Source organism: Cupriavidus sp. 207A1 (genome assembly GCF_057798955.1).
The window spans coordinates 286,502-299,827 of record NZ_JBYOJO010000002.1; the positions used below are offsets into that span (position 1 = coordinate 286,502).

Here is a 13,326-nt window from a genome sequence, read left to right on the forward strand (position 1 = left end):
CCCTCTCCCGCTTGCGGGAGAGGGGCAGGGGGTGAGGGGCGGCGTGCGCCAAGCATGATGACGCCCCACTTCGTGGAAACTCCCGCCCTCCCCCCCGCCCCTCTCCCACTTGCGTGGGAGAGGGGAGAAAACAAGCTGATTACACCAAGCCTCACCGGGAGACAATCCGCATGCCATCCAATACCACTGCGCCCGCCTACGATGGTGTAGCCGGCGCTCAGGCCGGCGCCCACAACCCAGCCCTGTCGCGCACCCGCGCCATTGCCGCCATCACCATCGGCAACGGCCTCGAGTTCTACGATTTCGTGGTCTACAGCTTCTTTGCCACGCTGATCGGCCGCCTGTACTTTCCCGTCGACAACCCCAGCGGCCAGCTGCTGATGTCGTTCGCCACCTTCGGCGTCGGCTTCCTGATGCGTCCGCTCGGCGGCCTGCTGATCGGCATGTATGCCGACCGTGCCGGGCGCAAGCCCGCGGTGGCGCTGACGCTGTGGCTGATGGGCCTGAGCTCGCTGATCTTCGTGGTCACGCCGCCGTACGCGCAGATTGGCATCCTGGCGCCGATCATGGTGGTGATCGCGCGGCTGGTGCAGGGCTTCGCCATCGGCGGCGAGATGGGAGCGTCGACCGCGCTGCTGCTGGAATACGCCGACGACCGCACGCGCGGCTTCTATACCGCCTGGCAGCCGTTCAGCCAGGGCCTGGCGGCGCTGCTGGGCGCCGTCACCGGGCTGGTGCTGAGCAACCTGCTGGCGCCGGCCGAGCTGGAATCCTGGGGCTGGCGCCTGGCCTTCCTGATCGGCATCCTGGTGATCCCGGTCGGCCTGCTGATCCGCCGCCGCCTGGAAGAGACCGCCACGCCCGCGCACCACGGCGAGCACGCCGCGCAATGGCCGCTGCTGCGCCAGCATGCGCGCGAGGTCTTTGCCAGCATCCTGCTGATGATCGGCCTGGCCTCTTCCACCTATATCGTCGTCTACTACCTCAGCAACTACGCCGTGAGCGTGCTGAAGATGCCGCTGTCGCTGGGCATCTGGGCGGGCTGCGTCGCCGCGGCGGTGCAGGTGGCGCTGTCGCCGTTCGCCGGCTGGCTGGCCGACCGCGTCGGCCGCAAGCCGGTGGTGCTGTGGTCGCGCGTGGCGCTGCTGGCGATGGTCTACCCGGCCTTTGTGCTGATCAATGCCGAACCCTCGCTGGCGCGGCTGCTGGTGGTGGTGGCATGCCTGTCGGTGCCGATGTCGATGACCGCGCCGGCATCGATGGTGCTGGTCAGCGAGGTGCTGCCCAAGCGCCTGCGCGCCACCGGCCTGTCGATCGCCTATTGCGTCGCCATCGCCATCTTCGGCGGTTTCGCGCAGTACTTCTCGACCCAGTTGATCCAGGCCACCGGCGACGCCAACGCCCCGGCGCTGTACGTGATCGGCTGCGGCCTGGTGTCGCTGCTCGGCCTGCTGATGGTGCCCGAAACGCTGGGGCGGCGGCTGAAATGAGCGACCTGGCAGACTTCGCGCCGGCCACCGACGCTGCCGCCGTCAGCGGCCACGAGATGGTCTGGCGCGGCCGCCGCGATACCGGCGAGGCCGGCGACACGCGCCGCCTGTTCGAGATCGTCGCCGGCCCCGCCACGCCGCGCACGCCCGGCGTGCCGGTGCTGCTGGGCTTCTGCTGCGACGCCGGCGTGGTGCGCAACCAGGGCCGGCCCGGCTCCGCCGCCGGCCCGCGCGAGATCCGCCGCGCGCTGGCCGGCGTGCCGGCGCACGGCATCGGCCGCCTGATCGACGGCGGCGACATCCACTGCGAAGGCGATGCGCTGGAGCCCGCGCAGCAGCGCCTGGGCCGCGCCGTGGCCGCCGAACTGGCGGTCGGCGCCTGGCCGCTGGTGCTGGGCGGCGGGCATGAAGTGGCCTGGGGCACGTGGCAGGGCCTGCGCCTGCACCTGGATGCGCGCGGCGACCGCGGCCGCGTGCTGATCGTCAACCTCGACGCGCATTTCGACCTGCGCGGCAGCCGCCCCGGCAGCTCGGGCACGCCGTTCGACCAGATCGCCGACGACTGCCGGCAACGCGGCCTGCCGTTCGACTACGCCTGCCTGGGCGTCAGCCGGCTGGCCAATACCGCCGCGCTGTTCGCGCGCGCGCACGCGCTGGGGGTGCGCCAGGTCGAGGACACCGACCTGCAGGAGCGCCACCTCGACGCGCGCCTGGCCGAACTGGAGCGCTGGGTCGCCGATGCCGACCACGTCTACCTGAGCATCGACCTCGACGTGCTGCCCGCCGCGGTCATGCCCGCCGTCTCGGCCCCGGCCGCCTACGGCGTGCCGCTGGCGGTGGTCGAGGCCATCGCCACGCTGCTGCGCGACAGCGGCAAGCTGCGCGTGGCGGACCTTGCCGAGTTCAACCCGCTGTACGACCGCGACGGCTGCGGCGCGCGGGTAGCGGCAAGACTGTGCTACCGGCTGCTGGGCGGCTGAACAAGCGGCACGGTCCTCGTCCCGCGACGGCTTACTCTCTCTTCCCTACCCACCGGCCCCTCCCCCCGGCCCCGCGCCCCCCCGGGGCGGGCGGGGGGGGAACCCCCGGGCCACCCACACCCCACCCCCCCAAAACCCCAGGGTTTACACCTAGAACGCCGTTCGGATTACCGAACGGGCTTCCGCCAGATCATCCGGTTTCCCGAACCGTGCGCCGGAATCACTTTATTTTCTCCTTTGCATTCAATGGCTTGCAGTGCTCCTGCGAGACCTCTGTGCTGGCACGGCGCGTGCAATATAGGCCGCCGCTCACAGCGCCAGACAGGTACGCCGGCACGCCCCCAGCGTCCCGGCCGATGCCGAAAAAACAAAGGAGGACACACCCATGACCGACCCCGCCTTGCCCACCCCCGTCGCCATCCCGGCGCACCCCCGGCACCTGTTGCCGCGCTGAACCCTGACACGGCCGGCCCGGCGCCCCGACGTCGCCCAGCCTTCCTGCAATACAGTCGCCCGTCCCTTCCCGGGAACGGTCGCACAGGCCTGATCCACGATGAAACTGAATCGACTGCCCACCCTGATCTTCATTGCGATGCTGCTAGGCGTGCTGGCCGGCACCGCCGCGCACAACCTGGCGCCGGATGCTGCCACCGCCAAATCGATTGCCAACCACCTGTCCATCCTGACCGACATCTTCCTGCGGATGATCAAGATGATCATCGGCCCGCTGGTGTTCGCGACGCTGGTGGCCGGCATCGCCAGCATGGGCGATGGCCGCGCCGTCGGCCGCATCGGCATGAAGGCGATGATGTGGTTCATCGGCGCCTCCGTCACCTCGCTGCTGCTCGGCCTGGTCATGGCCAACCTGCTGCAGCCCGGCCACGGCATGAACCTGGCGCTGCCGGCCGCGGACGCCAGCTCGAACCTGAAGACCGGGGCGCTGAACCTGCGCGACTTCATCGCGCACATGTTCCCCAAGAGCTTCGTCGAGGCGATGGCGAACAACGAGATCCTGCAGATCGTGGTGTTCTCGCTGTTCTTCGGCTTTGCGCTGGGCACCGTCAAGGACGGCGTCGGCAAGCCGGTGCTGCAGGGCATCGAGGGCCTGGCCGACGTGATGCTGAAGGTCACCAACTACGTGATGGCGTTCGCCCCGGTGGGTGTGTTCGGCGCGATCGCGGCGGTGATCACCGCGCAGGGCCTGGGCGTGCTGGTGGTCTACGCCAAGCTGCTGGGCAGCCTGTACCTGGCGCTGGCGCTGCTGTGGGTGGCGCTGATCGCCGGCGGCTACTTCTTCCTGGGCCGTGACGTGTTCCGCCTGCTCAAGCAGATGCGCGCGCCGCTGATGATCGGCTTCGCCACCGCCAGCAGCGAATCGGCCTACCCGAAGGTGATCGACCAGCTGACCCGTTTCGGCGTCAAGGAGCGCATCACCAACTTCGTGCTGCCGCTGGGCTACTCGTTCAACCTGGACGGCTCGATCATGTACACCTCGTTTGCCGCGCTGTTCGTGGCGCAGGTGTATGGCATCGAGCTGTCGCTGAGCCAGCAGATCACCATGCTGCTGGTCCTGCTTGTCACCAGCAAGGGCATCGCCGGCGTGCCGCGCGCCTCGCTGGTGGTGGTCGCCGCCGTGCTGCCGATGTTCGGCCTGCCCGAGGCCGGCATCCTGCTGGTGCTTGGCATCGACCACGTACTCGACATGGGTCGCACCGTGACCAATGTGCTCGGCAATGCGATTGCCACCGCCGTCGTCGCCAAAAGCGAAGGCGCCATCGGCGCGCCGGTAACGTCCGAGGAGGATGAACCCGCCGCGGATACCACCACCGGCCTGGCACCTGCCCAGGCCCTGGCGGCCAAGTAACACCGTCCGCCTGGCGTGCCAGGGGCCCGGTTGCCGATCAGGCAACCGGGCCTTTTTGCATTGCGGCGGCCGGCACCCCCCATTGGTGTGGTAAAAGTAGGCTCCCGCGCCCGGCTCCAGCCATTGCCGGCGCGGCGGCTATGCCACCTGCCTCGCCCAACACCTGATGACTGGCCCGTTACACCCTCCCGGCGATACCCCCCGCGCCCCCGCCGCCAGCCCTGCGGCTTCGGCGGCCTGCGCTGCCCCTGGCGCGGCCAACGGCGCGCGCCTGCCCCACGGCCTGCGCGGCGCCGCGCCGCTGCTGGCGCTGCTGGCGCTGGCCGTGCTGGTCGGACTGGCGGGCGCGCTCGGCTACCGCTACACCTATGACGGCGCGCTGGCGCGCCAGGCCGAACGCGGCCAGGTGCAACTGCGGCTGTACACGCAGGCACTGGAAAGCGAGCTGGCGCACTACGACTACGTGCCCGGCCTGCTGTCGCTGGACGAGCGCATCGCCGCGCTGCTGCTGCGCCCCGACGATGCCGCGCGCACCGCGCGCGCCAATGAATACCTGAGCGCGCTCAATACCCGCGCAGGCACGCGCGTGATCTATGTGCTGGATGCGCACGGCAAGGTGCTGGCCACCAGCAACTGGCAGCGCCCGGACAGCTATCTCGGCGAAGACCTGAGCTTCCGCCCGTATTTCCGCTCGGCCATGGAGGGCCAGCTGGGCCGCTTCTACGGCGTCGGCACCACGCGCAGCGAGTCCGGCTACTACCTGTCGGCGCCGCTGGGCGAGCGCGACAACCCGGTGGGCGTGGCGGTGGTCAAGATCGGCCTGGAGCCGCTGGAAAACCGCTGGCAGGGCGCCGACAGCCAGATGCTGCTGACCGACGAGAACGGCGTGGTGATCCTGGCCTCGGACCCGTCGTGGAAGCTGGCCGCGCTGCGCCCGCTGTCGGCCGAGGCGCGCGAGCGCCTGGCGCGCAGCCTGCAGTACAACCGGGCCCCGCTGCCGCAGCTGCCGCTGGCCCTGGTGCGCAAGCTCGACAACGGCAACGGCAGCAGCAGCGACGAGCTGGTGCGCCTGCGCCGCGGCCCGCCGATGCTGGCCCAGCATGCCGCGCTGCCCGGCACCGACTGGCAGTTGACGCTGCTGACCAATACCTCGCAGGCGCGCGTGGCCGCGCTCAACACCGCGGCGCTGGCCGGCGTGCTGACCGCCTTCGTGTTGCTGCTGGGCGCGGCCTGGAACGTGCGCCGGCGCATCATCAACGAACGCCTGGCGGCGCGCGCGGCGCTGGAGGCGGCCAACAGCGAACTCGAACGCAAGGTGGCCGAGCGCACCGCCGACCTGTCCACTACCAACCAGCGCCTGCAGGCCGAAGTCACCGAGCGCATCCGCGCCGAGACCGTGCTGCGCCAGACCCAGGACGGGCTGCTGCAGGCCGGCAAGCTAGCCGCGGTCGGGCAGATGTCGACCGGCATCGCGCACGAGCTGAACCAGCCGCTGGCGGCGCTGCGCACCATCTCCGGCAATACCGGCAAGTTCCTCGAGCGCGGCGACTACGCCACGGTGCGTGCCAACCTCGACACCATCATCGGTCTGGTCGAGCGCATGGGCCGCATCACCGGCGCACTCAAGTCGTTCGCGCGCAAGCCCGGCAACGGCAGGCGCCAGGCGAAACTCGCCGAGGCGGTGGACAACGCGCTGTTCCTGCTGCAGACCCGCGTCGAGGCGGTGCAGCCGGCGCTGCAGCGCGATGTCGACCCGGCGCTAACGGTAGTGTGCGACCCCAACCGGCTGGAACAGGTGCTGGTCAACCTGCTCGGCAACGCGCTCGACGCGGTGGCCGGCAGGCCTGGCCCGCGCATCGCGCTGCATGCGCACGTGGCCGGGGGCATGGTCCACCTGACCGTGCGCGACAACGGCGCCGGCCTGTCCGAGGAAGCCTTCGCGCGGCTGTTCGAACCGTTCTTCACCACCAAGCCCGCCGGGCAGGGGCTGGGGCTGGGGCTGACGCTGTCGGCCGGCATCCTCAACGAGAACGGCGGCAGCCTGTCCGCCACCAACCATCCGGACGGCGGCGCCTGCTTCACGCTGGTGCTGCCGCTGGCGCTGGAATCCCCTTCACAGGATGCCGAACATGCCGGCTGATCTGACCGTACTGGTCGTCGAGGACGATGCCGACGTGCGCCTGGGCTGCGAGCAGGCACTGCGCCTGGAAGGCATCGCCACGCGCGGCGTCGGCAGCGCCGAGGCCGCGCTGCGCGAGGCCGGTCCCGGCTACGCCGGCGTGGTGGTCAGCGACATCCGCCTGCCCGGCCAGGACGGCATGGCGCTGCTGGCGCAACTGCGCGCACGCGACCCCGCACTGCCGGTAATCATGATCACCGGTCACGGCGACGTCGGGCTGGCGGTGCAGGCGATGAAGCAAGGCGCCTACGACTTCCTGGAAAAGCCGTTCTCGCCCGAGCAACTGGTGGATGCCACCCGCCGCGCGCTGGAGCAGCGCCGGCTCGCGCTGGAAGTATCAGAACTGCGAGAACGGCTGGCCGGCCGCGAGAAACTCGAAACCCGCCTGATCGGCCATTCGCCCGCGGTCGAGCGGCTGCGGCGCCTGATCGCCGACCTGGCCGGCACCGACGCCAACGTGCTGATCCACGGCGAGACCGGCACCGGCAAGGAGCTGGTCGCGCGCTGCCTGCACGAGGCCAGCCAGCGCCATGCGCGCAACTTTGTCGCGATCAACTGCGGCGGCCTGCCCGAGCAGTTGTTCGAAAGCGAGATCTTCGGCCACGAGGCCGGCTCCTTCACCGGCGCCGCGCGCCGCCGCATCGGCAAGGTCGAGCATGCCGAAGGCGGCACGCTGTTTCTCGACGAGATCGAGAGCATGCCGATGCCGCTGCAGATCAAGCTGCTGCGGGTGCTGCAGGAACGCGTGGTGGAACGGCTGGGCTCGAACCAGCCGGTGCCGGTCAACACCCGCGTGGTGGCCGCCACCAAGGCCGACCTGCGCGCGCTGTCCGATGCCGGCCAGTTTCGCGCCGACCTGTACTACCGACTGAACGTGATCACGCTGGAACTGCCGCCGCTGCGCGAGCGGCGCGAGGACGTGCCGGCATTGTTTGAACATTTCGTCGCGCAGGCCGCGCTGCGCTTCGAGCGCGAAGCGGTGCCGGCCACGCCGGCGGAACTGTCGGCGCTGGTGGCCTACCCCTGGCCGGGCAACGTGCGCGAGCTGCGCAACCTCGCCGAGCGCCATGTGCTGGGCCTCGGCTGCAACCCCGGCCAGGGCGCCACCGCACCCGAGGCCATGCCGCTCGCGCAGGCCGTCGAGCAGTTCGAGCGCGCGCTGATTGCCGACGCCATGCGCCGCCACGACGGCAACCTGAGCCGCGCCAGCGAAGCGCTGGGCGTGGCCAAGACCACGCTGTTCGACAAGGTGCGCAAGCACGGATTGTGAAGCTGTGAAGCACCCGCTGAATTCAGCAAGCGCTGCAGACATTGCAGTCATGGGAACCATGACGATGCTGGCAGGTCTGCACTGACAACCTGATGTCATCACAACGCACTCAATGTGCGTTAAAAAACAAAAGCCCCGCAGATTTATGTTTTTTCCTACAGATACTTTGTCGTTTGCGGCATATTATTAGCTTCCAGCAAATCCAGCATCGAGACATCCAATACATTGGGATCGCGCTGCGCTTGCTGGAAATGCACAAAAGATCAAAACAACCACAAAAAGCAGCCTGGCCGGCGGGGGAGCGGGCCGGGCACACAGGGTCAGTCAACTGTTGGCAGTGACAAACGCGCGGCGCCAGTGCCAGGGGCCGCGTGCGCCATGAGGGCGCGACTGCCTATGGACTACGGGTGATGGGATGAAACTTGATCCGGCACTGGCTGAAAAGCCTTACTACAGCACGCGGACAGCGGCAAAACTGCTCAACGTCTCACTGGGCACCGTCCAGAAGATGGTCGAGCGCGGCGAACTGGGGGCCTGGAAGACCAACGGCGGCCATCGGCGCATCCATAAGGAAACCGTGCATCGCCTGCTGGCGACGCGCATCGGGCCCGAGTCGGCGTCGCCGCACGGGCTTGACCTGGTGGTGTTCCACCCCAACCACCAGGAGGCGCAGCGCATCCACGGCCAGCTCGCCAAATGGGGCCTTCCGCTCAAGAGCGTGGTGGTGGACGATGTGCTCGACACCGTCATCACCTCGGTCAGCGAGCATCCACGCGTGGTGCTCTACTACGTCGACGAGCTCAACGATGCCGAGTCGGCCACCGTCGAGAAGCTGCAGAACTTCTTTGCCAGCCAGCACGTCATCTTTGCCGTCATCACCAACCGCCAGGCCTATGACGGCGTGGCCGATGCCCTGCAGCACTGGGGCATCATGGTGTTCCTGAAGACGCCCTCGCTCGAAGAGGTCAAGGGCTTCCTGCGCGCGCAGCTGATGATGGGCCGCGCCGCCTGAAGCCCCGGGGCACGCCTCGGGTCACGCTTCAGGCCACGCTTCAGGCCACGCTTCAGGCCACGCTTCAGGCCACGGCCGCCGGCAGTGGCACTGGCCGGCCGGCGCCGCCGCCCTCCGCCTGCGCCAGCATCCAGCCGTACAGGTTGCGCGGGTCGGGCGGCATCGCCACCAGTTCCACCGCGGTGCCGGCGCGATGCGCCTGCGCCGCGGCATAGAGCCAGCGCAGCGCGGCATAGTCTTCCAGCGCAAACCCCACCGAATCGAATACGGTCACCTCGTCCGCCGCCGCGCGGCCCGGGGCGTGGCCCGCCAGCACCTGCCACAGCTCGGTCACGGGCGCGTTGGCGGGCAGTTGCTGGATCTCGCCCTCGATGCGGGTCTGCGGTTCGTACTCCACCACGATGCGGGCGCGGCGCAGGATATCGACATGCAGCTCGGTCTTGCCGGGGCAATCGCCGCCGACCGCGTTCAGGTGCATGCCGGGCCGCACCAGGTCCGGCGTCAGAATGGTGGCGCGGGTCTTGTCGGCGGTGACGGTGGAGACGATGTCGGCGCCGGCCAGCGCGGCCTCGATCGAATCGGCACGCCGGATCGCCAGGCCGGGCACGGCGGCAAGATTGCGCATCAGCCGCGCGCTGGCAGCGGGGTCGATGTCATAGGCGGCGATCTCGCGCACGCCCAGCATCGCATGGAAGGCCAGCACCTGGAATTCCGCCTGCGCGCCATTGCCGATCAGCGCCATGGTGGCCGCGCCCGGTCGCGCCATGGCGCGCGCCGCCAGCGCCGAGGTAGCCGCGGTGCGCAGCGCTGTGGCCAGCGTCAGGTCCGCCAGCATCAGCGGGAAGCCGGTTTCCACCTCGGCCAGCAGGCCGCACGCCATCACCGTGGGCATGCCGTGCTGGGCATTGCGGGGATGGCCGTTGACGTACTTGAAGGCATACTGGCTGCCGTCGCTGACCGGCATCAGCTCGATCACCCCGCGCGCCGAATGGCTGGCCAGCCGCGCGGACTTGTCGAAATCGGCCCAGCGCGCGAACGCCTGGCGCACCTGTACGGCCAGGTCGACGATGGCGGCCTGCGGGCCGATCGCGGCCACCAGCCGGGCGACGTCGGTGGCGTCGAGAAACAATGATCGGACGGTGTTCTTCATGACCCTCTCCCTGCGCTCAGGCGGCCGCCGCGGCGACGCCGCGACCGCTGCTGCGGTCCAGCCGCAAGGTCATGCAATAGGCGCCGCCGCCCGACAGCATGAACGGCGACAGGTCGACCTCATGCAACTGGTAGCCGCGCCGTCCCAGCTCGGTGCGCAGGTGCGGCGTGGTGCGGGTCATCACCACCTGGTCGTCCAGGTTGACCGCATTGACGCTGAAATGGCGCAGGTCGTCGGCGCTGGCCTCGATGCGCAGCCGCGCCGGCACGCGCGCGCGCAGCTCGCGCAGCGCCGCTGCGCTGAAGGCCGGCGGGTAGTACAGGACCTCGCCGCCCGACAGCGGGCAGAAGCACACGTCGAGGTGATAGCTCTGCTCGGTGGCCAGCTCCAGCGCCACCACGTCCTTGCCGAAATAGCGCGACACCACCTGCGCCGCCTCGTGCGACGAACGCGGTCCGAAGCCGGCCCAGAAATGGCCGCGCCCCGCGTCCCAGATGCAATCGCCGGCCCCTTCCTGGTAGCACCCTTCCGGCAGCAGCGCGACTTCGTCGAGCAGACCGCGCTCGCGCAGCTTGCCAAAGATGTCGGCAAACGGCGCTTCCTCGCCGCGGCGCTGCGGATAGCGGAAGCGCGCCAGCAACGCGCGCCCGTCCAGCACCACGGCGGCGTTGGCCGGGAACACCATGTCGGGCAGCCCCGGCGCGCCCGGCGCCAGCTCCACCGCGAAGCCCGCGCGCCCGAGCGCGTCGCGCAGCGCATGGAACGACTGCATCGCATTGCGGTGCATGCCGTGCGGATCGCGCGCCCACGCGGCCGGATCCATCCACGGGTTGATGCTGTAAGACACGTCGTAGAAGGTGGGCTCGACTAGCAAGATGGTCGGGGTCTGGATCACGGCGGCTCCTGGTTGGGGTGGCGGGGCGGGGGTTGCGTCTGGAAATCCATCGCTCGATTGAATTCTGGCGCAAGCCCGCGTTAGCCAAAAGCCAGCAAACTGCCCAGTTTGCGCCTACCATTAAGCAAAATGCCAGATGTCGCTGGCGCTTTGCCAATCACCCCCGCCCCGCCCCATGGATGCCACCGACCAGCAGCTGATTTCCCTCCTGCGCGACAACGCACGCACGCCGGTGACGGCACTGGCGCAGGCGCTGCGCGTGTCGCGCGCGACGGTGCAGAACCGCATCGACAAACTGGAACAGGAAGGGCTCATCGTCGGCTACACCGTGCGCCTGCGGCCCGAGGCCGAGGCGCACCGCATCCGCGCCTGGATGACGGTTGCCGTCGACGGCAACAAGACCCGCACCGTGCTGCAGGCGCTGCGCGGCGAGCCCAACGTGCAGGCGCTGCACACCACCAACGGCCGCTGGGACATCATCGCCGAGCTGCGCGCCGACACGCTCGAGGCCTTCGACCGCGCGCTCGACCGGATCCGGCTGATCGACGGCATCAGCGCCACCGAGACCAGCATCCTGCTGTCGACCTATAAATAGGGCCGCCGCGGCGCTACCTCTCGAGGGCGGGCTTGCCCTGCCGTGCCCTTGTGCGGTGCGGCATGCCCCATCAGCGGGATGCGCTGCACCAATGGCAACCCGATATATCACCCCGTGATATATTACGTGCACCATTCCAAAGCGCCCCCCGTTACAAGAATGCCAACCGCCCCCGTCTCCGCCCTGGCGCATAACGCCCGTGCCTGGCTGCGCACATTCGTTCCCTTGCCGGTCGCTGCCAGCCGCAAGGAGCGCCTCAAAAGTTGCTTCGGCGCGCTGCTGGGCCTGCTCTGCACCGAATGGATCAGCCACCAGACCCTGGGCGGCTTCAACCCCTGGTTTGTCGCGCCGATGGGCGCCTCGGCGGTGCTGCTGTTCGCGGTGCCGGCCTCACCGCTGGCGCAGCCGTGGTCGATCATCGGCGGCAACCTGATCGCCGGGGTGGTCGGCGTGGCCTGCGCGCGCTGGATCCCCGATCCCGGCCTGGCTGCCGCCGTCGCGGTCGCCGTCGCCATTGCCCTGATGTTCCAGTTCCATTGCGTGCATCCGCCCAGCGGCGCGGTGGCCATCACCGCCGTCTTCGGCGGGCCGGCGGTCAGTGCGCTGGGCTTCGGCTTCGTGGCCGTGCCGGTGCTGTTCAATTCGATGCTGATGCTGATGATGGCGCTGGCCTTCAACAACCTGTCGCGCCGGCGCTACCCGCATCGTCCGCCCGAACCCGCGGTTCAGCATGGCACCCGGGACTTACCGCCCACCCAGCGCGTCGGCGTGACCCGCGCGGACCTGGATGCGGCGCTGAAGGTGCGCGGCGAATTCCTGGATATCGAGGAAGACGACCTCGAGCAGATCCTGGTGGCGGCGCAGTTGCGCGCGTATCGCCGTCATTTCGGCAACGTGCTGTGCGGCGAAATCATGTCGCGCGACGTGATCACGGTGACGCCGGACCAGCCCGCGCATGAAGCCGGGCATCTGTTGTCGCGGCATCGCATCAAGGCCCTGCCGGTGGTGGACGCGACGCGCAAGCTGGTGGGGATCGTCACGCAAAGCGATTTTTTTGCGGCGCAGCGCGATACCGGGGCACGGCGTCTGGCCGGCACCGTGCGCAACCTGATGACGCATGCCGTGGTCACGGCGCGGCCCGAGCAGCCGATGGTGGAACTGGCGCAGGCGTTCTCCGACGGCGGGCTGCATCATGCGCCGGTGATCGATGATCAGCGGCGCGTGGTGGGGATGGTGACGCAGTCGGACCTGGTGGCGGCGTTGCTGAAGAGTGGGGTGATGGCGGTGCCGGATTAAGGGGTGGAGCGGCTTTTTGGCTTGCGGTAGGGCGTCGTGCTTGGCGGGCGCTGCTGTTTCGCCGGCGTAGCCGGCGAGTCACTTTTTGGCCGAGCGCCAAAAAGTAACCAAAAAGCGCGTCGCCTGTGCGGCTGGCAATCAATTTCACGGTGTTGGTGGCTCGGGCGGTGGTGCTTTCCGTTTGGGCGTGGGTGCCCGTTCGACCCTGCTACGCTATGTGAGTCAGGGATAGTGCCTGCGATCGCCCACTATTGGACAATCCCAATGAGGGTGTAGGCAGCCTGCTGCCGGCCGTATCGCGGGGACGCCTGCGGCTGCTGCGCAGGCTCGATTGCGCTGGCGGGTATTGGGCGTTTGCGCGAAGGCAGCCAAATGCGTCTGGCGATTCGCCAGCCAAGCTAACCGGCCGACAGCGCCAAGCGAGCGCAGCGATGCGTCCCGTGCCAGGGCCCACGCCGCGCGATAGGGCCGGCGCGCAGCGCAGCCGTAGGCGTTCCTACGGCAACGCCCGCAGCAGGGACCACCCACCGCTCTGGGCTCGTTCAACCTGCACTTCAACGCCCCTGCCACCGTGGTGCACCCCTGCGGCAGGCAG

At 69.1% G+C, this 13,326-nt stretch carries 10 protein-coding genes; 8 read left to right on the forward strand and 2 right to left on the reverse strand.

From position 1 onward, the window contains the following. Nucleotides 1–170: 170 nt before the first annotated feature. The 6 genes from AC3FMM_RS04075 to AC3FMM_RS04100 all read left to right on the forward strand — a co-directional run bounded on the left by AC3FMM_RS04075 (nucleotide 171) and on the right by AC3FMM_RS04100 (nucleotide 8,795). On the forward strand, nucleotides 171–1,490 hold the full coding sequence (locus tag AC3FMM_RS04075) for an MFS transporter (RefSeq protein WP_115708441.1): 1,320 nt from the start codon (nucleotides 171–173) through the stop codon (nucleotides 1,488–1,490). Then, entirely contained in the window at nucleotides 1,487–2,470 is a 984-nt protein-coding gene (hutG, locus tag AC3FMM_RS04080) for a formimidoylglutamase (RefSeq protein WP_473703885.1), read from the forward strand. Before AC3FMM_RS04075 ends, hutG begins: the two co-directional genes overlap by 4 nt. Nucleotides 2,471–3,023: 553 nt before the next feature. Then, on the forward strand, nucleotides 3,024–4,334 hold the full coding sequence (locus tag AC3FMM_RS04085; RefSeq protein ID WP_116312231.1) for a dicarboxylate/amino acid:cation symporter: 1,311 nt from the start codon (nucleotides 3,024–3,026) through the stop codon (nucleotides 4,332–4,334). A 166-nt stretch (nucleotides 4,335–4,500) separates the two neighbouring features. Then, nucleotides 4,501–6,474, forward strand: a complete 1,974-nt coding sequence (locus AC3FMM_RS04090; RefSeq protein ID WP_488686151.1) for a sensor histidine kinase — start codon at nucleotides 4,501–4,503, stop codon at nucleotides 6,472–6,474. Next, a complete protein-coding gene (locus AC3FMM_RS04095) occupies nucleotides 6,464–7,783 on the forward strand; it encodes a sigma-54-dependent transcriptional regulator (protein WP_488686152.1) in 1,320 nt (439 codons plus the stop codon). Before AC3FMM_RS04090 ends, AC3FMM_RS04095 begins: the two co-directional genes overlap by 11 nt. A 415-nt stretch (nucleotides 7,784–8,198) precedes the next feature. Continuing rightward, complete coding sequence (locus AC3FMM_RS04100; protein WP_115679566.1) at nucleotides 8,199–8,795, forward strand: helix-turn-helix domain-containing protein; 597 nt, start codon at nucleotides 8,199–8,201, stop codon at nucleotides 8,793–8,795. 64 nt (nucleotides 8,796–8,859) lie between these two features. Here the strand turns inward: AC3FMM_RS04100 and ocd are convergent, their stop codons facing one another. After that, nucleotides 8,860–9,945 (reverse strand): ornithine cyclodeaminase, encoded by a 1,086-nt coding sequence (gene ocd / locus AC3FMM_RS04105; protein ID WP_488686153.1) that lies wholly within the window; start codon nucleotides 9,943–9,945, stop codon nucleotides 8,860–8,862. Between the two features lie 16 nt (nucleotides 9,946–9,961). Beyond that, nucleotides 9,962–10,840, reverse strand: coding sequence for a dimethylarginine dimethylaminohydrolase family protein (locus AC3FMM_RS04110; RefSeq protein ID WP_488686155.1), 879 nt, complete (start codon nucleotides 10,838–10,840; stop codon nucleotides 9,962–9,964). A 175-nt stretch (nucleotides 10,841–11,015) separates the two neighbouring features. Between AC3FMM_RS04110 and AC3FMM_RS04115 the strand changes: the two genes are divergently transcribed. Beyond that, nucleotides 11,016–11,435, forward strand: coding sequence for an Lrp/AsnC family transcriptional regulator (locus tag AC3FMM_RS04115; protein WP_115706124.1), 420 nt, complete (start codon nucleotides 11,016–11,018; stop codon nucleotides 11,433–11,435). A 159-nt stretch (nucleotides 11,436–11,594) separates the two neighbouring features. Next, nucleotides 11,595–12,731 carry an HPP family protein gene (locus AC3FMM_RS04120; protein ID WP_111518692.1) on the forward strand — a complete coding sequence of 379 codons (1,137 nt, stop codon included), beginning with the start codon at nucleotides 11,595–11,597 and terminating at the stop codon, nucleotides 12,729–12,731. The last annotated feature ends 595 nt before the right edge of the window (nucleotides 12,732–13,326 follow it).